The organism is Helicobacter sp. MIT 05-5293, from assembly GCF_000765665.2.
Taxonomy (GTDB): Bacteria; Campylobacterota; Campylobacteria; order Campylobacterales; family Helicobacteraceae; genus Helicobacter_C.
This window is the reverse complement of the sequence record NZ_JROZ02000002.1, coordinates 339,275-363,286: the sequence shown is the minus strand read 5'-3', so window position 1 is coordinate 363,286 and position 24,012 is coordinate 339,275. Positions and strand designations below refer to the sequence as shown.

The 24,012-nt window shown below is 38.1% G+C and carries 19 protein-coding genes; 16 read left to right on the top strand and 3 right to left on the bottom strand.

What is annotated here, in order from left to right:
- Positions 1 to 6 precede the first annotated feature (6 nt).
- Positions 7 to 1,656 carry a CTP synthase (glutamine hydrolyzing) gene (gene pyrG, locus LS68_RS06275; protein WP_034369967.1) on the bottom strand — a complete coding sequence of 550 codons (1,650 nt, stop codon included), beginning with the start codon at positions 1,654 to 1,656 and terminating at the stop codon, positions 7 to 9.
- A 175-nt stretch (positions 1,657 to 1,831) separates the two neighbouring features.
- On the opposite strand from pyrG, the gene LS68_RS06270 reads away from it, so the two are divergent.
- Positions 1,832 to 3,049: a M48 family metallopeptidase gene (locus LS68_RS06270; protein WP_034369964.1), complete on the top strand. Its 1,218-nt coding sequence runs from the start codon at positions 1,832 to 1,834 to the stop codon at positions 3,047 to 3,049.
- A 14-nt stretch (positions 3,050 to 3,063) separates the two neighbouring features.
- Complete coding sequence (prmC, locus tag LS68_RS06265; protein ID WP_034369962.1) at positions 3,064 to 3,912, top strand: peptide chain release factor N(5)-glutamine methyltransferase; 849 nt, start codon at positions 3,064 to 3,066, stop codon at positions 3,910 to 3,912.
- A gap of 3 nt (positions 3,913 to 3,915) precedes the next feature.
- Here prmC and LS68_RS06260 read toward each other — a convergent pair whose 3' ends face one another.
- Complete coding sequence (locus LS68_RS06260) at positions 3,916 to 4,698, bottom strand: 3'-5' exonuclease (protein ID WP_034369961.1); 783 nt, start codon at positions 4,696 to 4,698, stop codon at positions 3,916 to 3,918.
- Positions 4,699 to 4,707: 9 nt separating this feature from the next.
- Positions 4,708 to 5,361: a ribulose-phosphate 3-epimerase gene (rpe, locus tag LS68_RS06255; protein WP_034369959.1), complete on the bottom strand. Its 654-nt coding sequence runs from the start codon at positions 5,359 to 5,361 to the stop codon at positions 4,708 to 4,710.
- A gap of 82 nt (positions 5,362 to 5,443) precedes the next feature.
- Here rpe and LS68_RS06250 point away from each other — a divergent pair, with 82 nt between their 5' ends.
- From LS68_RS06250 to accA, 14 genes are all read left to right on the top strand, one after another.
- Positions 5,444 to 6,118 (top strand): hypothetical protein, encoded by a 675-nt coding sequence (locus LS68_RS06250; RefSeq protein WP_138091226.1) that lies wholly within the window; start codon positions 5,444 to 5,446, stop codon positions 6,116 to 6,118.
- 36 nt (positions 6,119 to 6,154) lie between these two features.
- Positions 6,155 to 6,991, top strand: a complete 837-nt coding sequence (locus tag LS68_RS06245) for a class 1 fructose-bisphosphatase (RefSeq protein WP_199741491.1) — start codon at positions 6,155 to 6,157, stop codon at positions 6,989 to 6,991.
- A complete protein-coding gene (locus LS68_RS06240) occupies positions 6,984 to 7,187 on the top strand; it encodes a hypothetical protein (protein WP_034369952.1) in 204 nt (67 codons plus the stop codon). Before LS68_RS06245 ends, LS68_RS06240 begins: the two co-directional genes overlap by 8 nt.
- A gap of 27 nt (positions 7,188 to 7,214) precedes the next feature.
- Entirely contained in the window at positions 7,215 to 9,158 is a 1,944-nt protein-coding gene (metG, locus tag LS68_RS06235) for a methionine--tRNA ligase (protein ID WP_138091224.1), read from the top strand.
- A 21-nt stretch (positions 9,159 to 9,179) separates the two neighbouring features.
- Entirely contained in the window at positions 9,180 to 10,193 is a 1,014-nt protein-coding gene (locus LS68_RS06230; protein WP_034369950.1) for a hypothetical protein, read from the top strand.
- A complete protein-coding gene (cmoB, locus tag LS68_RS06225; RefSeq protein ID WP_034369949.1) occupies positions 10,190 to 11,113 on the top strand; it encodes a tRNA 5-methoxyuridine(34)/uridine 5-oxyacetic acid(34) synthase CmoB in 924 nt (307 codons plus the stop codon). The genes LS68_RS06230 and cmoB overlap by 4 nt, the downstream gene beginning before the upstream one ends.
- 15 nt (positions 11,114 to 11,128) lie before the next feature.
- Entirely contained in the window at positions 11,129 to 11,578 is a 450-nt protein-coding gene (locus LS68_RS06220; protein ID WP_034369947.1) for a thioesterase, read from the top strand.
- A 194-nt stretch (positions 11,579 to 11,772) separates the two neighbouring features.
- On the top strand, positions 11,773 to 12,651 hold the full coding sequence (locus LS68_RS06215) for an RluA family pseudouridine synthase (protein WP_034369945.1): 879 nt from the start codon (positions 11,773 to 11,775) through the stop codon (positions 12,649 to 12,651).
- Positions 12,652 to 12,711: 60 nt separating this feature from the next.
- Positions 12,712 to 18,102: an Ig-like domain-containing alpha-2-macroglobulin family protein gene (locus LS68_RS06210; protein ID WP_138091222.1), complete on the top strand. Its 5,391-nt coding sequence runs from the start codon at positions 12,712 to 12,714 to the stop codon at positions 18,100 to 18,102.
- Between the two features lie 22 nt (positions 18,103 to 18,124).
- On the top strand, positions 18,125 to 20,392 hold the full coding sequence (gene pbpC / locus LS68_RS06205; protein WP_052100468.1) for a penicillin-binding protein 1C: 2,268 nt from the start codon (positions 18,125 to 18,127) through the stop codon (positions 20,390 to 20,392).
- Positions 20,393 to 20,437: 45 nt separating this feature from the next.
- Complete coding sequence (fabG, locus tag LS68_RS06200; RefSeq protein ID WP_034371362.1) at positions 20,438 to 21,181, top strand: 3-oxoacyl-ACP reductase FabG; 744 nt, start codon at positions 20,438 to 20,440, stop codon at positions 21,179 to 21,181.
- Positions 21,182 to 21,267: 86 nt separating this feature from the next.
- Entirely contained in the window at positions 21,268 to 21,498 is a 231-nt protein-coding gene (gene acpP / locus LS68_RS06195; protein ID WP_034371365.1) for an acyl carrier protein, read from the top strand.
- Between the two features lie 65 nt (positions 21,499 to 21,563).
- The gene (locus LS68_RS06190; protein WP_034371368.1) at positions 21,564 to 22,799 is read left to right on the top strand and encodes a beta-ketoacyl-ACP synthase II; all 1,236 of its coding nucleotides are present in this window, start codon (positions 21,564 to 21,566) and stop codon (positions 22,797 to 22,799) included.
- Between the two features lie 16 nt (positions 22,800 to 22,815).
- Positions 22,816 to 23,769: an acetyl-CoA carboxylase carboxyl transferase subunit alpha gene (gene accA / locus LS68_RS06185; protein WP_034371371.1), complete on the top strand. Its 954-nt coding sequence runs from the start codon at positions 22,816 to 22,818 to the stop codon at positions 23,767 to 23,769.
- Positions 23,770 to 24,012 lie beyond the last annotated feature (243 nt).

Genomic DNA, 24,012 nt, shown 5'->3' with positions numbered 1-24,012 from the left:
TAGGCTTTAACTATTATCAAAGGTATTATCAGCTTTCTTAAAAGCAAGACTTTGCTTGACAAATTCAAGAATCACAGGATTTGGTCTCTGCAATCGCGAAGTAAATTCAGGGTGAAACTGCACTCCCACAAACCATGGGTGGTCTTTTAGCTCAATAGATTCTATCAAACCATTTGACTCGCCACTGATGATCATTCCGTTATTGTGGAAAACCTCACGATATTTAGGATTAACCTCATAGCGATGGCGATGCCGCTCTTTAATCAATGTCTGACACCCATAAGCTTGATAGAGTTTGGTGTCTTTTTTGATTTGGCATTCGTATTCTCCTAGACGCATTGTCCCTCCCATGGGCGAAGTATGCGTGCGGAATTGTTTTTTACCCTCCGCATCGATAAAATCCTCAATCAAATAAACAATAGGCTCTTTTGTGTGTGTGTCAAACTCCACAGAATTCGCCTCACTAATCCCCAAAACATTACGGGCAAATTCAATCATTGCCAACTGCATTCCCAAGCAGATTCCAAGTAATGGAATCTGATGTTCTCGTGCGTATTGTATGGCTTTGAGTTTTCCTTGTATGCCTCGTTCGCCAAATCCTCCCGGTATAAGGATAGAATCCACATCTTCTAAAAGCGTGATGTCTTGATGAAGATTCTCACTATCAATCCACTTGATATTCACGCGTGTATCAATATTTGCTCCCGCGTGAATCAACGCTTCGATTAAGGATTTATACGATTCTTTAAGGCTTAGATATTTGCCCACAAATCCAATATTTACGCTCGTTTTTGGTGCAATAATCTTTTTGACAAGTATGTCCCAATCGTCCATTTTTGGGTTTAACTCTTGCAGATTCAAATATCTTGCAATAGGTGAGAGAATCCCCTCTTCGAGAAAATTCAAAGGACATTTATAGATACTTTCTGTATCTTCAGCGACAATTACACTATCATCATCGACATCACAACTCATCGCAAGTTTGCGTTTTAATTCTTTATCTAAAGGACGCTCACAACGAGCAACAAGAATCTGCGGAGAAATCCCAATGCGTCTAAGCTCTTGCACAGAATGCTGTGTAGGCTTTGTCTTAAGCTCACCGGCTGCACGCACAAGCGGGATAAGTGTAACATGAATACTAATCACTTGTTTATTACCTAACTCATGTTTCATTTGTCTCATCGCCTCTAAATAAGGCATTCCCTCAATATCTCCGACCGTCCCTCCAAGCTCTACGACAAGAAACTCATTTCCTTCACCAGCAAGCTTGATACGATGTTTGATTTCATCAACAATATGTGGCACGATTTGTATTGTTTTACCTAAATACTTACCCTTACGCTCTTTATCAATCACAGACATATAGACTTGTCCTGTAGTAAAGTTATTAATCTTAGACAAATCCCTATTCAAAAATCGCTCATAATGCCCGATGTCTAGGTCCGTCTCTGCCCCATCACAAGTAACAAATACTTCTCCATGCTCTAAAGGACTCATCGTGCCCGGATCGACATTGATATAGGGATCAATTTTTAGAATCGATACCTTATACCCGCTATGCTGAAGCAAAGTCGCTATCGAAGAAGAAGTAATACCCTTTCCCAAAGAACTCAATACGCCACCTGTTACAAAGATGTATTTCACTGAATTTGCCATAAATGTCCTTAAATAGCTTAAATACATAACTGCATTTAAAAAATATTTGTGTAATATTAATCAATAAGTCGTTAAAAGCTTGTTAATTTACCATTTTTTGTATTTTAGCTACTATGATTATGTGTTTTATTTTATTGATGGGAATATTTTAAAGCATAAATCAAGGAGCATAAAGGTGTCTGATCTTTTTATTTTATTAGTATGCTTATTTCTGTGTGGCTATATTTTGCCAAGCATTATTTTAAGCATTCTTCAAATGAACCATATCAACAAAGAGCTTAAAAAACCTGCCATTTTGTTAGAAAGCGATGATTATATCCAAGCCGGAGAATACTCGATTGCTTCTTTAAAACTTTCAATTGCTCAAAAGATTCTTGAAGGTATTATGTTTGTTTTTTGGGTCAGCGTAGGTTTTACATGGCTTCAAGGCTTATCGGTAGAAATAAACAATAATCATTATATCCAAAGTATTGCTTTTGTTTTAAGCTACATCATTATCAGTGATATTATCCAGTTTCCCTTTGCATTTTACGAGACATTTAAGCTCGATAAAAAATATGGCTTTACTCATCAAACTTTAGGCTTATTTTTGTCTGATACTTTCAAAAAACTGCTTATTACTTTTGTATTAGGTAGCCTCATTGCTTTTCTTTTGATTTTTATAATCGAACAATTTGAGCATTGGTGGATTGTCGGATTCTTTACCCTGCTTTGTGTTGTCATACTTGCAAATCTCATCTATCCCACGATTATCGCCCCTATGTTTAACAAATTCACACCTCTTGATGATGAAAATCTCAAGGCGCGTATTGAATCTCTGATGAACAAAAGTGGCTTCAAAAGTAACGGAATCTTTGTCATTGATGCAAGCAGACGTGATGAACGGCTTAATGCGTATTTTGGAGGATTAGGCAAAAGCAAACGCGTAGTGTTATTTGATACATTACTTGATAAAATCAGCTCTGATGGCTTGATTGCTATTTTGGGACATGAATTGGGACATTTCAAGCATAAAGACTTATTGAAAAACATCGGCATTATGGCATTTGTCCTTTTTATTTTATTTTTTGTCGTAGGACATTTACCTGTAGCATTATTTGACACATTAGGCATTGATTATGATGGTGCAGGTGTGCTTGTTACTCTGATTCTGATTGCTCCCATTATATCTTTTTGGTTTATGCCCTTGATTGGGTATTTTTCTCGTAGGGCTGAATATGCAGCCGATGAATATGGTGCAAGTCTCTCAAGCAAACATTGCCTTGCAAATGCCTTAGTAAGACTTGTCAATGAAAATAAAAGCTTTCCTAGCTCTCACCCTGCCTATATTTTCTTTTATTACACTCACCCTCCGCTTTTACAAAGACTTAAAGCCCTTGATTATGACATATAAATGAGACTTCAACGATGTCTCTTTGCATTGCCCAAGCCCTTAAAAATGCCTCTTCTGCGCTCAAAGAGGCGAGCTTAAAATATCAATTTGCATTGAGAGAACATTTAGAATCCGAGCTTCTACTCGCATTTGTCCTTCAACAACCTCGTGTATATTTACACACGCATGGCACTGATATTTTAGATGATGAGACATTCAGACGATTCGAGCATTGTATCGCTTTACGCGCACAAGGAACACCCATTGAGTATATTACAAATCAAGTAAGCTTTTATGGGCGAGATTTTTTTGTGAATCCTCACACACTAATTCCACGCCCAGAAACAGAGATTCTTATTGATGTCGCGAGTGAAATCATTACTTCGCATCATCTTACACAAATCGTAGAAATTGGGACAGGTTCAGGTATCATCTCCACCACATTAGCAATCAAATGCCCAGAATCACACTTTATCGCTACAGACATTAATACAGAGATTCTCAAAGTCGCTCACAAAAATATCTCATATTATCATCTTAGTGATCGTATCACATTATTACAAAACAATATTTTACGCGACCCATTCCCCCAACCTTGCGAGATTCTTATCTCCAATCCTCCCTATATCAAAGATCGCTACCCCATTAGCAAACCCTTGACTTATGAGCCTCCTCATGCTTTATTTGGAGGGGAAGATGGCTTAGACATATTGTTTGCCATTATTAATGTGGCTGCACAAAATCATTTATGGCTTGTGTGTGAGATTGGATACGACCAAAAAGCAATCCTTAGTGAGATTCTCGAAAAACACCAAGCACAAAACATTATGTTTTACAAAGATCTAAGCGGTTGGGATAGAGGATTTAGCGCGTATTTTCATTAGAATCTAAAAAGAAATCTTTGCTGGAGCTTTTAATCGACCTCTTGAAAAATCAATCAGATTCTGAAGGCTTTGCACAGAGGGCGGTATCATCATTGTTGCAATTTCAAAGATTCTTAAACTTGTCAATGCGTCCGCATAGGCTCGGTGCGCTATCGGTGTGCCAATCCCCAAAAACTCATTCAGAAAAGACAGCGCATAGCGAGGCGAAAGAATCGTTTTTTTTGCTAATTCAATCGTGCAGAGCTTGGGATTAAACAAGCCAAACAAACCAAGTTGTTGCAAATGATAATGAATAAATCCATAATCAAAATTTACATTATGAGCGACAAACACATCTTTCCCTAAGAATCTTTGAAATTCACCCAAGACGGATTTCGCACTAGGTGCTTGTGCAATATCTTGATAACAAATACCAGTAAGCTGTGTGATATTTTCAGGAATTTCTTTTGCATACACATAACTTTCAAAACGATCAATCATTTTTCCCTTTTTCATTTTTATCGCACCTATCTCAATAATCTGCGCACTTTGAGGCTTTGCTCCATTGGTTTCAATATCCACAAAACAAAAACACGCTTCACGCCAATCAAGATGCTTTGTCGATAAATCTACATATACTTCATTCCCGACATAAGATTCTTGTAAGGGTGCACCTGCGGCTTTGAGCATTTCTATTTCAGTGTCAATATCCACATAAAGTCCGCCTATGTTTTTGATATAAGTCTGAAAAAGTTTTTGTGGCATCGCACCTTCGCGCAATTTCTCAAGTAATTGTGCATAAGTCATTATGATTCTCTATCGCAAAGAGGCTATAGCTTTTGCATAATCTTTTGAGTTAAAAATATAACTCCCTGCAACGACCATATCCACGCCTTTTTCTTTAAGCATCGCAATATTTTTATCATTTACGCCACCATCGACCTCAATCAAGCACTGCGGATTCAGTTTATCACGCATTTTTACAATTTTCTCAAGTTTTTGCAATGTGCTAGGGATAAATGTTTGCCCACCAAAACCCGGATTCACACTCATCAAAAGCACCAAATCTACTTCGGGCAAAACATACTCAAGAGCCGCTTCACTCGTGTGAGGATTGAGCACCACACCGGCTTTTGTGCCACAGGATTGGATATGTTTGATCAATCGATGCAAATGCTTAACCTCTTCAATATGCACACTCAAAATTGCAGGTTTAAGAGGCAAAAATAAATCCACAAAAAACGGCACATTTTCAACCATTAAATGTATATCTAGTGGCTTATTTGTAAGACTTGAAAGTTTCTCAATCACGACAGGACCCAAAGTAAGATTTGGCACAAAATGTCCGTCCATCACATCAATATGAATATAATCGCATTCACCTTTACAAATAGCATCAATCTCCTCTCCTAAACGCAAAAAGTCCGCTGATAAAATACTTGGGGCAACCAAAGTGTGTGTAGGTTTCACTGCAATTCCTTGTGTTAAAATTATCAATGTATTGACACTATTTTAGCATAATAGTCTGATTTAAAATCTAAAAGGATATATTTTGTTACTACTTAAACCAACAATTATTTACCCCAAAGAGGCTTTCTTACCTCCGCCTATACCCTATCTGCCTTATGGAATCAAGATTCCAGAAAATGAAGTCATCTATCACCTACAATCAGAATCTGATGTCAAAGCAATTGTCATCTTTGTCGGAGGATTCTGTGATACGATTATGCGTGCGGTATATCAAGAATTTTTACATTTTGATCAACCTTTATGCTATAAAATCTACACAAGCTTTAGGTGTCAAAAATTATTCACCTTGTGGCTCACACAACTTGCCGAGAAAAAACTGCCTTTGTTTGTCATTGCGCACAGCTGGGGAGCATGCAATTTTTACAAGGCATTGATAGCACAAGCCAATGCGCATATTTCCATAGACTATCTCCTCACGCTTGATCCCGTAGGATACACTATGCCTAAAAAACCCCCTACAAATGTTCAGTGGTGGGATAATGTGTATATTACTCACAAAACCTCTAATCTCGTGCGTCCTAATATCGTCGCTCTTATTGGGCATTCTTGGAATCTTGTGAGTTACGCAAATTACAATGCTTCTTTGCAAAAACCCTTTCACCATGCAAGCATTCGTCAAATGATTGAGGCTTCAAACTTCACTGCCAAGCTTGATAAAATCATAAAAAATTCATACAAAAATGTTATAATGCCCTGATTCTTTACAAAATCGCGGAAGGAAAGAAACGCAATGATTAATTCTATTATCGAAACCATGCGTGAATGCGCCATACAAATCAGCCACTTACTCAAAGATACTTCTACACAATATCTTGAGAGTAGCAATACAAGCGGAGATATGCAGCTAGAAGTCGATGTGTTGGCTGATCAACTCATTGAAAAGTCTCTTCTTGAATTGCGTTGTGTAAAGGGTGTATGCAGTGAAGAAAAGCCCGTGGCAGTCTATAATGACTATCCCGATGCACCTTATATCGTTGCGTATGACCCTCTTGATGGCTCATCATTAGTCGATAGTGATTTGACTATTGGCACAATTTTTGGAATCTATGATAATGAATTAAAAGCTCCTGCATTAATCGCAAGTGGCTATATTCTCTATGGACCACGGCTAGAAATGGTTGTCGCACAAACACAAGTGCTGCATTATCGCTATAATGGCACATTATGGCGTAATCTCGGGGCATTGCAACTCAACCATAAGGGTAAAATCAATGCTCCAGGCGGGACGCAAAAGCATTGGGAACACAGACACAAAACTCTTATTGATTCTTTCTTTGCAGAAGGTTATCGTTTGCGCTATTCAGGCGGAATGGTGCCAGATTTACACCAGATTCTGATTAAAAGCGGGGGGTTATTTAGCTATCCTGCGACAAGTGATGCACCCAAAGGTAAATTACGCAAACTCTTCGAGGTTTTTCCCTTAGCATTTATATATGAAAAAGCCGGTGGAGAAGCAATTGATGGTAAAAAGAGAATCTTAGAACTTGATATTGATGGGATTCACGACACAACACCCTGTTTTTTAGGAAGCCCTAGCGAAATAGAACGCGTGAGAAAAGTTTATGAATAACGCCACCGACACAGACAAATACACACACGCACTTGATGAAAAAATCATCATTTTACAAGAATGCCAGCGTGATAAAAAGGTTACTTCTTGCTCCAAATGTGAAGCATTTATCGGTTGCAAATTACGCGGCGAATATGTAAAAGCCGCCTATGAAAGTATGACAAAAGGACAGCAAGGCAGCTTCGACTTTAACTAAAACTCAAACAAAACAAAGGATTCTGTAATGGATAAAACCTATATCACTTCACCCATCTACTATGTGAATGACATACCTCACATCGGGCATGCTTATACGACTATTTTGTGCGATATGCTTAAGAAATTTTATTGGATTTTAGGTCATGATGTCTTACTTCTTACCGGCACAGATGAGCATGGACAAAAAATCGAACAATCCGCAAAAAAACATCATCAATCACCCCAAGACTACACAGATAAAATCAGCGAAAAATTCCGTCAAATATGGAATGAGTTTAAAATTGATTATGACATTTTCATACGCACCACGAATGAAGAGCATTGCAAAAGTGTGCAGAAAGCCTTTGAGATTATGTATGCCAAGGGAGATATTTATAAAGGCGAGTATGAGGGATATTATTGCATTTCTTGTGAGACTTTTTTTACACAAACACAATTAAATGAAAACAACACTTGCCCAGATTGCGGCAAACCCACTGATTTGATGAAAGAGGAAAGCTATTTTTTCGCCTTGAGCAAATATCAAGAGAGACTTCTCCAATGGTATGAACAATGTCCCGACTGCATTCTCCCACAATATCGCAAGAATGAAGTTTTGCGTTTTGTGCAAGAGGGCTTAAATGATCTCTCTATTACACGCACAAGTTTTGAATGGGGTGTGCCTTTGCTCCCTAATCCTCAAAGAAATGATAGCAAATCCCATGTAATGTATGTTTGGCTTGACGCACTTTTAAGCTATGTCAGTGCGATAGGTTATGGGCAAGAGACAGAATCTTCTAAAATGGCATATTGGGAAAATGCTACACATATGGTAGGTAAAGATATTTTGCGTTTTCACGCTGTCTATTGGCCTGCATTTTTAATGAGTCTTGAACTCCCCTTGCCCAAACACATTTATGCGCATGGTTGGTGGACAAAAGATGGAGCAAAAATGAGTAAAAGTATCGGCAATGTAGTGAATCCTAAAGAAGTCGCCGATGTTTATGGGCTAGAGACTTTACGATATTTTCTTGCTAGAGAAATGCCTTTTGGGCAAGATGGAGACTTTAGCCAAAAATCCCTTATTGAGCGTATTAATGCAGATTTGAGTAACGATATGGGCAATCTAATGAATCGCTTGATTGGAATGAGTGAAAAATATTTTACATTGCGCATAGATTCTCACAAAGTCAAGACATATTTCGCCGATGAAATCAAACAAATTGATACAATTTTAGAATCTGTCAAGCAAAAAATGCAAACCATGCAACCTTCGCGTTACCTTGAAGAGCTATGGAAAACTTTTTCTTTAGCAAATAGTTATATCACCCATTATGAACCATGGAAACTCATCAAGCAAGACGAAGAAAAGACAATGGCTTTACTCGCTTTGCTTGCCAATATCCTTGCCCGCTCAAGTTTTTATCTTTATCCTGTTATGCCTGAAAGCGCGACAAAAATCGCACAAGCCTTAGGTTTTGAAATTTCACCGCAAAATTATCAAAAATTTATCACAGAAGGGCATCTTTTAGAATCTTTTACAATACAGAAGATCCCCCCACTCTTTCCAAAGATTCAATCCCCTCTTCTTGTTGAGAATACTACTCAAGATACTCAAACGACAAATCATCAAGAAGCAAAAGACGAAACAGAGAATATTGTGAATCTGATTGATATTAAAGATTTTGCAAAAATTGACATACGCATTGGCACGATTAGTGAATGTAAGGCAGTAGAAAAAAGCCAAAAGCTTTATAAACTCCTTGTCGATATTGGTGCAGATAAGCCGCGTCAAATCGTTTCGGGCATCGCGCAATATTATACGCCTGAAGAACTGCTAGGCAAACAAATTTGCTTGATTGTCAATCTCAAACCTGCCAAATTAATGGGGCTTATCAGTGAAGGAATGATACTTGCTAGTAAAGATGAAAATGGCTTATCTTTGCTAAGCATTGACAAACCCAGAATCAATGGAAGCAAAATCAGCTAATTATGATACTAAGGAATAATCGTGAAAATCAATGAGGCTGTGGAGATCACAAAAGGAAACCTTCTTACTTCACCTTCTATTGCGTCTTTTTCAAGGATTATTCTTGATATAAATCATATCCAAAAAGGTGATTTATTCCTTGCTTTTAATCCCGAAGAGATTCCCTTAGCCATAGAATCTGGTGCTTATGGTATCATCTCTTGCTCTTCTCAACCACTTGATCAAGAGATAGCTTGGATTGTCGTGCAAGATATGTCTGATTGTCTCACGCGTCTTATACGCTATAAGCTCTTAGCTAAAAATATCACGCTCGTTTCTCTAAGCCCTATTGAAGAGGCAATCGCTAAAGAAATCATTATTGACCATAAAGTCGCATTTTTTGACGGAGACTTGAGGGCATTTTTAGAATTTTTAAATCAAGACCAGCTGACATTTATTGTCGTGCATCATCAAGATATTCTTGATTTAAGTTTTGAAGTCTTAAACGCTCACAAACCCAAAAATCGCCCTTTTTTGATTCTCACACATAATCTTTTTGATGCAACGATTTTTTACGCAAGCACACATTATAGAATCAATCTGCCTAGCCTTTTTTTGGGAGAACTAAGTGCAGTTTTGACACTTTGTGAAAGCAAATCTATTGCGGTAGATATTAATAAATTTAAGCATATTTCTTATTTCAAGCCTAATTTTCTCAATGCTTATGGAAAACTCATTGACTTTGGACAAGCCTCTAAAGTCGCCATTGCCGAAGAAGACATTGAACAATTCAAAAGATATATGGCTTATATTGCCAACAACGCGACTTGGGGGAAGATTCTCTTTCTTGTGCCGATTGTTTATGTCGATTTGTTTAGTCAGATTGCTCAAACTCACGCTTACAGCAACGAAAAAGAATTATGCGATTATCTGCACAAAGAAAATTTTAACTTTGCTTTGGTGCTAGGAATCAATGATGCAAAGCTTGTCGATGCGCTTACGATTTTTTCAAAGCCTACTGATGAGCCGAATTTGTTTTCAGGATTGTGGGATTGAATGCGCAAAAGCAAGATTGGATCAAGCACAAAAAAGACAAGATTCTCCAATCCAAAAATATTATCCCTCTTACAAAGCAGATTCAGTCTTTGCCCATCATTCCTGCATATCTTGACACCGATAATGGCGTGCGTATCAATGCTTTAGATAAAGACCTCGCCGCTCTGCATCAACCTTTTATCAATAGTATTGCTCATTCACTCAAGCCTTGGCGCAAGGGACCTTTTTATGTGTTTGATCTCTTTATTGATAGTGAGTGGAGAAGCTTTATCAAATGGCAACTTTTAGAATCCCATCTTCATTTAGAAAACAAACACATTGCCGATGTGGGCTGCAACAATGGCTACTATATGTTTGAGATGCTTAAACACTCTCCCGCCTCAATTACAGGCTTTGACCCAAGCGGTATATTCAAATGTCAATTTGATTTTATCAATCATTTTGCGCAAACACCGATTAATTTCGAGCTTTTAGGTGTAGAAGATTTGAGCGAATATGTAAAGTGCAAAAACCAAGCCTTTGATGTCATATTTTGTCTTGGTGTGCTGTATCATCGCACAGACCCTATCCAAACACTTAAGAATCTTTATCGTGCTTTAGAAAATGGCGGGGAATTGATACTTGATACATTGATTTTTGATTCAGAACTCGAGGTGTGTTTGTGTCCCAAAGTCAGCTATGCGAAAATGAAAAATGCTTATTTTATCCCAAGCATTAGCGCATTACAAGGTTGGTGCGAACGAGCAGGTTTTAAAGGTTTTGAGATTCTTACTCTTTATGCCACGACCCCAAATGAACAAAGAAAAACAGAATGGATAGAATCTCTTAGCCTTGAATCATTCCTTGATGAGAGCAAAAAACACACTATCGAGGGCTATCCCGCTCCTCAAAGAGGCTATTTTAAAATGAAAAAATCTTAACATAAGGAGAAAGTCATGATAGATGATGATTCACAAGAAGAAAATGTCCAGGTGCAGCTTGACCCTGATGATCTCGTGATTTGCACAGAGATGTCCCCTAATGTTGTCGGCACACTCACAGAACTACAACGAAACAAAGCAGTGGTGCAATTTGTGCCGACTGAAAAAATGATCATGGACGATAGTAAAATTATCCATTGTGGTTTTGTATTTAATTCCGCGAGTTTTGCTGCAATGGCTGCTATCAATAAAAAATACAGCGTTTTGATTGCGGCTGATGTGAAATTTCTAGCACCCATCGAACTTGGACACGAGGTTATTTTCAAAGCTGAAGCCCTCCAAAGTGATACGAAAAAATGCGAAGTAAAGGTCGAGGGGTATCTGCTAGATATTAAAATCTTTGATTCACTCTTTCATATTGCTGTTTTTGACAAAAAAATCTTCAAATTAAGATTTAAAGATTAATCTTTAAAAATTTTTTGAGAGAAAAAGTCAAATTATGAAGAAAATAAACTTAATAAATTTTACTAATACATATAAATAGCCTTCTACGCTAGATTCTAAAAATTCAAAAAAGATATTTATTTTGATATTTTAATAAAATTTTTAGAATCTTAAATGACAAATTTTAATTTTTCAACTAGTCAAAAAGGAAAAATGTGCCATTTATCACAAAAATATTTGATATATCAGAATCTCTACCTGCCTATAAGTTTGTGATGCAAACCTTGCAATGTAACATCAATCAAGCGCAAAAGATTCTCGACAAAGGAAGATTGCGCCAACAAGATTCTCCCATCAAAAAAAATCAACGCATTATGGGCAAGATTGAGCTTAGCTATTTTGAACCCTGTGATATTGGCTTAAAACCCTTATTTGCCAATGAAAATTTTTGCGTGTTTGACAAACCTCACGATTTATTAATCCACCCCAAAGGGCGTTATTATCACTACTCACTCAATGACGCACTCAAATATCATTTCGGACATCAAGCCAATGCCATTCATCGTCTCGATAAGGAAACAAGTGGCTTGGTGCTTTGCGCAACCAATCCCCAAAGTGAAGTATCACTAAAGAATCTTATGATGCAACATCAGATTCACAAAACCTATCTTGCCAAAGTGGAAGGAAAACTCACGCAAGAGATTTTCATTGATGAGCCTATTATCACGCAAAAACATTTAGGGGGTGATTTGTGTATTAAAAGCGCAATTGATACCAAAGGCAAGCCCTCGCAAACACAAATCCAACCCCTTAAATATGACAAGGATTCTAATACGAGCCTTGTGCGAGCCATTCCTCTTACGGGGCGCACACATCAAATCCGCCTACATCTTTCACATATCGGACACAGAATCTTAGGAGACCCTCTTTATGGTGTTGAAAAGGCGTATTCTCGCGACTATCTTGCGGGGATTCTCACTCCTAAACAATATGCTTTGTTTTTTGGCGCACCTCATCTTTGTCTGAATGCCCACACGCTTCATTTTACCTTTCAACAACGCTCATATCATTTCCAAAGCAAAAAACACCTTTGAATTAAAATCCAAAAATTTTTTGATATAATTTATCTTTTAAACAAACAAAAAGGCTTCCTGATGAAACACTGCTTCAAGATTCAATATTGGTTAATCAGTCTTATAGTGCTGCTTTTTGTTGCATGCTCAGATAAAAATGAAATCGTTGCAGACTATTCTTCAAAGATTGCAACCACAGATGAAATTTTTATCACCTTTGAGCAGCCTATCATCAGTGAAGAAAATAGAAGATTTATTCATCAGCATTCTACCAAAGATAATGCGATTAAACTCAATGGCAAGGCATTTGAGGGTTCATATTCTTTCGCGACTGATTCTAAACTATTGATTGCGCCTCATTTCCCTTTAGAGCCAAATACTGATTATACGCTTGAAGTCAATCTTGCTAACCTTAAAGATTCTCATCTCAAAGACAAACTCAAACTCTCTCTCCACACTAATCCGACACATTTTGATTATACCTTCACACATATTTATGACAAAAGCGGATTTAACACATTAGAAGCCCAGATTGAATTTTCGCAAAAAATCAACCTCGAAAACCTCAAAGATAGCTTGTCCCTCAAATGCACAGAATCTAAAAAAGTTGATTTTGAACTGATGCCGACTTCATCGACAAGCATAGCGGTAAAAAGCGCACCTATTGCAGCAAGCGAAAAAGAAGTAGAATGCGAACTCACACTTGATGCAAAAAGCATAGGGCTTGAAAAAAAGGAGGTCTTGCGCTATGTGTTTGCAGGCAAACCTGATTTAGAAATCACAAAAATTGAGGCTATTCCTGATGCAAATCCAAGCATTGAAGTGAGTTTTTCACAAGAAATCAAAAATGAGAATCTTCAAAATTTTGTCCAACTCAAGCCCGATATAAAGGCAAAAATCAGCAAATCTTATAACAAATTGATTATTAACGCCCCCTTTGATCGTTTGCAAAGCTACACACTGACCTTAGTCGAAGGTCTCAAAGCAGCTGATGGCTCAAAACTCAAATCCAACTTCACACAAGATATTGTTTTTACGCAGATTCCCCCAAGCATCGCCTTTTCTCAACAAGGTGTATTTTTACCCACAAATGCGGATAAAAAAATCTCATTTAAAAGTATGAATGTCAAAAAAATCAAACTCAAAGTCAGTAGAATCTATCCTAACAACACCACTGCTTATCTTTATGACAATAATCTCATCGGACACAAAAGCTACAAAGACAATAACTACTATGATGATGGTATTTATGCAAATTTTCATCGTTTGGGTGATGAGATCATCAATGAAGAATTTGACATCTCTTTCAAGCCTAATCAATGGATACAAAATTCATTTGATCTCTCCGCTCTTCCTAATGAGGGGATTTTTATCATTGATTTGAGTTTTGATGAAAATGGCGTGGATTATACCTTTCCCGATGGCACTTCAAACTGGAGAAAAAGGCAGTTTTTCGATGATGCGCGTATCCAAAAACATCTTATTTTTTCCAATATTGCACTGATTGCTCAACACATTGGCGATAAAATAGAAGTATTAACACTTGATATTGCAGAAAATAAACCTCTTGCTTCAGTCGATGTCCAAGCCATTAGCTTCAAAAATCAGATTCTCGCAGAAAGTCGCACAGACAATCAAGGCATAGCGGTTTTGAAAACTTCTGAATCCATTATGTATCTTAGCGCGACTAAAGACAGCAACACAACTATTTTAAAGCTTAATGCTCCTCTAAGCAATGATGAGTTTGATGTCAGTGGGCAATCCATACAAACCGACACAAACGCTTATATTTACACCGATAGAGGCGTGTATCGACCGGGCGATAGCGCACATATCAATATCATCGCACGCGCAAATAATAACCCCACGACACACCCTATCTATCTTACACTGATTTCACCTCAAGGCAAAGAAATTATTGAAAAAACTGCCCTTACAGATCCTTTGTATGGATTGTATTATTATCAATTCGATATTGACAAAAATGCTCCCACAGGCATTTGGAGAGTAAAGATTCAAGTAGGTGATAGCGTATTTTGGCACAACCTATCTGTGGAGACAATCATTCCTAATCGCATCAAGGTCGCAATCCAAGCTCAAGATAGTATCGATATGAATAAAGAAGATGAGCTGACTTATGGCATACAATCGCATTATCTTTTTGGAGCAAAAGCCGCTAATCTCCGCTATGAAAGCAACTTGCAAATTATGCCTGTTAATTTTTATCCAAAATCTTATACAGACTACACTTTCAATCACCCCTCATCGTTGAATTATTCTTTTTCAGATTCACAAAAAGGACAGCTAGATTCTGAAGGTATGATGCAAGATGCCTTTACCCTACAAAATGTGGAGAATCTCAATAAGAATCTCAAAGCTTTCCTTGAAGCAAAAGTATTTGAAAATGGTGGCAGAAGTGTAAGAGCGCAAAAAGTCATTGATTTAAAACTTTATGATAGTTTTGTCGGATTAAAAGCTCCTAAAACACGATATATCGATATTGATTCGAATATTCAAATCCCTATAATCGTGCTTTCCGATGACGAAAAGACGCTAATCCCTAATCGCAATCTCCGATACAGAATCTACCAAAACAGCTATTCATGGTGGTGGGATTATGACAACTATAATGATTTCGTGCGCTCTATCAAAACTGACCGCAATACAACTCTCATCAAAGAGGGCGAGATTGTCTCCAAAGATACGCCTATTATGCTAGATTTTCAGCCTAAAACATCGGGCGAGACGCTTATTGAAGTGCAAGATCCTTCAAACGGCACAAATTCAGCTATCTTCTTGTATGTCAGTCAATACGGACAACCCATTGAAGCGACCAAGATTCAATCTTTCAAAATACAAAGTGATAAATCAAACTATCTTGTGGGAGAAGAAGCAACTATCAGTTTTGAAAGCAAGGCGCATTCTAAAGCTCTTATTACGCTTGTCGATAGCCAAAAAGTCTTAGAACGATTTTGGGTAGATGCCAAAGAAGGGCAAACTTCATTCAAAGTCCCTATCAAAAAATCCTACGCGCCTAATATTTATGTCATTGTGAATCTTTTACAAAATTATGCATCTGTGGATAATGACCGCTCGCAAAGGCTCTATGGTGTCGTCCCATTAATGGTAGAAGACACGCAAACTAAGCTTACACTTGAGCTTAAAGCTCCAGAATCAATCCAATCCAACGAAGACTTTACGATTACTTTAAGTAATAAAGAACATAAAAAAGTCGCTTATACTCTAGCAGTCGTTGATGAGGGGCTTTTAGATTTGACAGATTTTATCTCCCCAAATCCATGGAGATATTTTTATCAAAAAATCGCCCTCACACTTACAAGCTTTGACAACTTTAATGACATCATTGGAAAAGATATTGGTATCATCAATCAGATTCTAAAAATCGGCGGTGATGAGGCAGGAGCAGTGGCAAAGCGTAGAAAAGACTTCAATGAAGCGCAACGTTTTAAGCCTGTCGTGTTATACAAATCCCCTACAATGAGTGATGAAAAAGGCAATGCTACAATAAAATGGAAGATTCCTACTTATATAGGAAATGTGCGTATTATGGCAGTGGCAATTGATGAAAATGCTTATGGTAGTGCCTCACGCGATATGAAAGTTACTCTCCCTGTCGTGATGCTACCCACAATCCCACGAAGCCTCAAACTTGGCGATAGATTCTCACTTGCCATTGAAGTAATGCCTACAGAATCAAATATTGGCAAAGTTGATATTAGTGTCAAAAGCGGTGATAAAATCACCTTTGATAAAAAATCCCAAAGTCTTCGCTTTACCTCCAAAGATGCACAAAACATTGTCTTTGACGCGCAAGTAAGCAAAGATTCTATCGGCACAGAAGAAATTATCCTTAGCCTTACAAGCGCAAAATTTAAAACGCAAGAAAAAACATCAATCGACATTAAGCCAAATAATCCCTATACGACTATTAATAAAAAATTCACTATTGAGCCACAAGGTCAAATCACCCTTAGCAATCCCAAAGATTTTGTGCAAAATTCTCAATCAGGCTATTTGGTGCTTAGCCAAAAACCCATAATGTCGATTGATCATCGTTTGCGTTGGCTCATTCGCTATCCTTATGGTTGTATTGAGCAAACCACTTCATCAGTCTTGCCACAACTTTATCTCACTTCTCTTAGCAGTGCGGATTTTATCGATAAGCCAAGTATCGTTAAAAATATCAACGCTGGCATTGCGCGTATCGGAAATTTCCAAACCTCTGATGGAGGTTTTGCATATTGGCAAGGTGGCTCTCAAGCTGATATATGGGGAAGCAATTATGCAGGACATTTTCTTTTACTTGCCAAAGAAGAGGGGTATTATGTCCCTCAAGATCTCCTCAAGCGTTGGATTACTTATCAAATCAATTTTGTAAAAAATCAAACCGAGACAAACACAGCGAAAGTCTATTCACTTTATCTGCTTTCTCTTGCCAAAGAGCCACAAATCGGGCTACTCAATCAAATATATGAAAATGATTTTGACAGCTTAAGCACAAGCGATAAATGGCTTTTGGCAGCTGCTTACAAACTCGCCGGTGTAGAAAATATCGTTGGAAAAATCACAAAGAATCTCTCCACAAGAGTGATTGCAAACGAACATTCAGAACGCTACTATTATTATAGCTATGGTTCGCCTTTGCGTGATGAAGCAATTATCTTAAAAGCCTACACAGACATTTATAAAAATTCATCAGAATCCACCCAACAAGATAGATTTAAGTCTCTGCTTTCACGGATTCAGACATTGCTAGAAAGCGATGATTGGCTCTCTACCCAAACGCTTGGCTACTCGCTTTTAGCCCTTGCCTCGACTTCAAACACACGCAATGATAAGGCTGATGCAAAGATTCAAGTAAAACTTGATGGCAAAGCCTTTGAAAGCAGTGATATTCGATTTAAAATCCCATTTAGCGCGACAAATGGCAATTTAGAATCTAAAAACTCTACTATGCTTTATGCTAATCAAGTGTGGGACGGGATTTTGCTTGATGACAACATTCAGGCAAGTAGCTCGAAAATCAAACTCACACAAGAGTTTCTGAATCAAAATGGAGAACCAATCAATGTCTCTACTCTCCCTAGTGGAAGCACATTTTGGATTAAGCTTTCTGTAGATAACGAAGATCAATCAGTCAGGACAAATAACCTTGCTGTTACTCAAAATATCCCTAGCGGTTGGGAGATTGAAAACACGCGTCTTAATAACGACATCTTGCCTCCTTTTGTAAAACAACAAGGCATTGACTATACAGATATTCGTGATGATAAGATTATGTGGTTTTTTGATTTCTATGGAGAGCGCAAAAGTGTGTTTGTCAAGATTAATACCATCACACCCGGAGAATATATTTTACCCCCTGCCACAGCAGAAGCAATGTATGACCACAGCTTCCTTGCAAATACCCAATCTAGCCGCGTCAAAGTAACTTCAGGTGTGGTTGAATAAAACAAACAAACGCCCTAGCCCTATTCTTCTTATTATCGCGAGTATAGGGCTTTGTGTATTATGCTATGGGGCTTTTGTTTTTCTTAATTTTTATGTGCGACATTCTGCACAAGATGATCTTTTTGAATCTACTTATAGCAAAAGTGTTTTTGATAAGGATAATCAGCTCCTTAGTGTGTTTTTAGATTCTAACGAGCAATGGCATCTCAAATCCCCTACCCAAGTGCCTAAAAAGCTTGAAATAGCTGCATTAACCTATGAAGATAAACGCTTTTTTAATCATTATGGCATTGATATTTTAGCTCTTTTAAGGAGTTTTAAGGATAACCTCATCTCCTCAAAACGATACGGAGCAAGCACCATCACTATGCAAGTGATTAAGCTTTATTTTCATCAAAAACGCAATTACAAAAATAAATTTGATGAATTTTTCCAAGCATTAGCCCTAGAAAGCATTTATAGCAAAGAGCAGATTCTTAAGATGTATTTAGATAACGCACCTTATGGCGGGAATATCATCGGCTTTCATTCAGCGAGTTTGTTGTATTTTGGCAAAGATTCTGCACATCTCTCGTGGGGGGAAGCAGCACTTTTGGCAGTTTTGCCTAATGCTCCGGGCTTACTCAATCTCAATAAAAATTCATCACTCCTCAAAGACAAACGCGATGCACTTTTGCATAAATTGCACCAACAAGGGCATATCGACAAGGATTTACTTTCTCTTGCCCTGCTAGAGCCACTCCCTACGCATAAACTAACCCACCACAATATCGCCCCACATCTTAGCCTTAAAGTCATCGCACAAACGCCCAATCTTAGTAATATCCAAACGACATTAAACAAAAAGATTCAAATGCGTTTAGAATCTAAAATCAAACAATACCATAAAAAACTACTCCCACAAGGGATTCTCAATATGTCAGCCCTTGTGCTAGATACTTCAAATGGAGAGGTATTGGCTTATCTAGGCTCGCAGGATTTTTTAGACATAGAAAATTATGGGCAGATTGATGGCATAGCTGCAAAACGTTCTCCGGGTTCATTGCTCAAGCCCTTTTTATACGCTTTGAGCATTGATGAGGGGCTTATTGCTCCACAAAGTTTGCTCATTGATGTGCCTTTGTTTTTTTCAAATTTCAACCCCCAAAACGCCAACAAACGATATAATGGATTAATCCCAGCGCAAATAGCCCTACAAAAATCCCTCAATGTGCCTTTTGTAAAACTCTTGCAAAATTATGGTTATGAAAAATTTTTCTTTGCCTTGCAAGAAATGCTTGATTTTGAAGACAAAAACTATCAACACTACGGGCTATCACTCATACTCGGCTCAAAAGAATTCAGCCCTTTTGAAATTGCAAAACTCTATTTAGGGCTTGCCAATTACGGCGCGTTTGGAGAGATTTATTACCTCAAAGATTCTCTCAAACAACCCAAAAAACACCTCATCTCTCAAGGAAGTGCGTATCTCACACTCCAAACACTCAAAGAGCTTGAACGCGAGGGGGAGCTAGACTATCACAAAGACAAAATGACATTTTCGTGGAAAAGTGGGACAAGCTATGGTCGAAAAGACGCATGGGCAGCAGGGGCAAGTCCTCAATATACGATTGTCGTATGGGTAGGTAATTTCACAGGCAAACCCAATCCTAATATCCTTGGTATGAAAACAGCAGGGAGTTTGCTTTTTGAGATTCTCGAAGAATTGCCTGATAATGACATTGCTTTTGCGATACCAGAATCTGCTTTCAAAGAGATTCTTATTGATAAATTTAGCGGTTATCGCTTGAGTGAAGAAATGCAGCAATTTGCCATACCATCAGAAGAGATTCTCTATCCTAATGATGCAAAAATGCTCCAAGTCTCACCCTTTTACCAAAAAGTATTTATTGCAAACGACAAACCCGTAACTTCTAAAGATTCTGCATTTATTGATGCCTCCGCACAGATGATTTTACGCCTACCGATTAATGTGCTAAACTACTACAAAACACAAAATATTGATATTCAAAAACACCTTGTATCATCGCAAAATCGCAATACACTTAAAATCATCTACCCCACAAATGGCTTAAAAATCATTCAACCTAAAGACTTTGACGGACAAAAAGAGCTGATTATGCGTATCGCAAATCTCACAAATCAAAAGGTGTTTTGGTATTTAGACCACAAGCTTATTTTTGCCTCCACGCACTCTACGCAAAAAATATTTTTAGATTCTAAGCCACACACATTAAGTATTATCGGGGAAGATGGGAGTATAGATAGTGTGAAATTCAATATAGAGTAATTAGCTAAAATTCGTTAAGATTGCAAAAAACAAAAGGAGAAATCAATGAAATTCAATGGAAAAAATGTGCTTATCACCGGCGCGAGCAAAGGGATTGGCGCACAGATTGCTAAAACACTTGCAGAATATGGGCTAAAAGTATGGATCAATTACCGCTCCAAACCCGAGCTTGCTGAAAATGTCAAAGAAATAATAGAATCTGCGGGTGGCAAAGCGGCGATTATCAAATTTGATGCGACAAATGAAGAAGACTTTATCGCCTCGCTTAAGGTGATTGTAGAAAGTGATGGAAAGCTTGACTATCTCGTCAATAATGCAGGTATCACAAACGATAAACTTGCCTTGCGTATGAGCATAGATGACTTTCAAAGTGTCATTGATGCCAATCTCAAATCCTGCTTTATCGGTTGTCGCGAAGCTCTCAAGCTTATGAGCAAACAACGTTTTGGAAGTGTCGTTAATATCGCTTCAATCATCGGTGAACGTGGAAATATGGGGCAAAGCAACTATGCAGCAAGCAAAGGGGGAATGATTGCAATGAGCAAATCATTCGCGTATGAGGGCGCACCTCGCAATGTGCGTTTTAACTGCGTAACACCCGGATTTATCCAAAGTGATATGACAAATGACTTAAAACCTGAAGTGATTGAAAATTATACAAAAAGCATTCCTTTAGCGCGTTTGGGAGAAGCTGAAGATGTAGCTCAAGCGGTAGCATTTTTACTCTCTGACGGCGCAAGTTATATTACCGGTGAAGTGTTAAAGGTCAATGGTGGGCTTTATATGTAAGCCTAAGCATAAAAAAGCCCTTGCCATTTAACAAATCTTTGCTATAATGGTAAATTTTAAAGCTTAAATTCAAAGAAGGAGAAACAATGGACACATTTGAGAGTGTAAAAGCTGTGGTTGTCGAACAACTAAGTGTAGATGCTAATGAGGTAAAACCTGAATCTCGATTTATTGAGGATTTGAATGCAGATTCTTTAGATGTAGTCGAACTTGTAATGGCATTAGAAGAAAAATTTGAGATTGAAATTCCTGACGAAGAAGCAGAGAAAATCAAAACCGTTAATGATGTAGTTACTTATATCAAAGAACACCAATAAATATTTAGAATCCATCGTGGATTCTAAATACCCAAATCAATGTAAATTTATCCAAAGGAAACAATATGCGTCGAGTGGTTATCACTGGGTTAGGAATGATTAATTCATTAGGGCTTACGAAAAGCGATTCTTTTAAAGCTATCACAGAAGGACAATGTGGCATTAAAAGAATTTCTTGCTTTGATGTAGAGAATTTCCCTGTCAAAATTGCTGGTGAAATCACAAATTTCAACCCTGAAGAAGTGCTTGATGCGCGGGAAGTAAAGAAAGCAGATCGCTTTATTCACCTTGGCTTAAAAGCCGCAAGAGAAGCAATGAATGAAAGTGGTTTGCTCCACAATGGGCTTGTGCAAGAATCTCTTAGTGAGCGTTTTGGTGTAAGCTCTGGAGCAGGTATCGGTGGTTTAGGCAATATTGAGAAAAATTCAATTGCTTGCGAACAAAAAGGTCCTCGCCGTATCAATCCTTTCTTTATCCCCTCTGCATTAGTCAATATGCTCGGCGGTTTTATCTCAATTGAATACGCCCTCAAAGGTCCAAACCTCTCAAGCGTTACAGCTTGTGCAGCCGGCACTCACGCAATCAATGAAGCAACTAAAACCATTATGCTTGATGGCGCAGATGTAATGCTTGTCATCGGGTCAGAATCTGCGATTTGCCCTGTGGGTATTGGTGGGTTTGCTGCAATGAAAGCCCTTAGTGATCGCAATGATGAACCTCTTAAAGCTTCTCGTCCTTTTGACAAAGAGCGCAATGGTTTTGTAATGGGTGAAGGAGCGGGAGCATTGGTGCTTGAAGAATACGAACACGCTAAAAAAAGAGGTGCGAAAATCTATGCTGAAGTGATTGGCTTTGGAGAAAGTGGCGATGCTAATCATATCACTACGCCCGCCCCTCAAGGCGAAGGTGCTTTACGCGCAATCAAAGCTGCATTAAAAATGGCAAATGCAAAGATTGATTATGTCAATGCACACGGGACAAGCACTGCGTATAATGATCTCTATGAGACTATGGCACTTAAATCCGCCTTTGGTTCAAAAGAAAATGTCCCACCTGTAAGCTCTACAAAAGGACAAATCGGGCATTGTTTAGGCGCAGCGGGAGCATTAGAAGCTGTCATTTCGATTATGGCAATGCAAGAAGGCGTGATGCCTCCGACAATCAATCAAGAAGTGCCTGATCCTGAATGTGATTTGGATTATATTCCTAATGTCGCTCGAGAAGCCAAAATCCAAACGGTAATGAGCAATTCCTTTGGTTTTGGTGGGACAAATGGTGTTGTTATTTTCCAAAAAATCTAAACGATAAAGAATTGATATGGCAACTTATTTAGACTTTGAACAAAAAATCAAAAATCTTCAAGACGATATAGAATCTGCCATTATCCGCTCGGATAATGACGCTAAAATGATTCTCGAAAAAGAGCTTGAAAATGAAGTGCGTCATGTGTATTCTAATATCAGTGATTACCAAAAATTACAGCTCGCAAGACACCCTGATCGCCCTTACGCAATGGATTATATCGAGCTTATCCTCAAAGATTATTACGAGATTTGCGGGGACAGACATTTTAAAGACGATAAAGCAATCGTATGCTTTCTTGGTAAAATCAATGATCAGAGTGTTATGGTTATCGGTGAAGAAAAAGGGCGCGGGACAAAAAATAAATTAATGAGAAACTTCGGTATGCCTAGTCCTGAAGGTTATCGAAAGGCTTTACGCGTAGCAAAGATTGCCGAGAAATTTAATGTGCCTATTTTAATGCTAGTAGATACACAAGGTGCATATCCCGGTCTTGGAGCAGAAGAGCGCGGACAAAGTGAAGCAATTGCAAAAAACCTCAAAGAATTTGCTACACTCAAAGTCCCCACGATTGCGGTTGTGATTGGTGAAGGTGGTAGCGGTGGGGCTTTGGCTATTGCCGTTGCAGACAAACTCGCAATGATGCAATATTCTATCTTTAGTGTGATTTCGCCAGAGGGTTGTGCTGCGATTCTATGGAATGATCCCTCAAAGATAGAATCTGCGACTAAAGCTATGAAAATCACACCTGTGGAGCTTAAAAAATATCATTTGATTGATGATATTATTGATGAGCCGATGATAGGTGCGCATCGTGATAAAGCAAATGCTGCAAAAGCAATCAAACAATATTTCCTTAAAATGCTTGAAGAGATTCAGCAAGATAATGACTATCTCACCAAAAGATACCAAAAACTAATGAGCTATGGGGCTTTCTCACAAGAATCCACAGATTCTACGCCTGATTAATCAGTCTTCCTTAGATTCTTAATAATAGCCAAGTCCCCGCTTTAGCCCCAATCACAATACCAATAATCTAACTAATAGATTCTCGCCTTTTGCAATGATTATCAATCATCAATCGACAAATAATCATTTGCTTCATACATATTTTTTTATGGCATAATCCCGCAAGAGGTTATCCTCTTAATTTTAAATACAGGAGTTATGATGATAAAAAAGATTTTGTTACTTACTTTTGGGTTTGTTTTG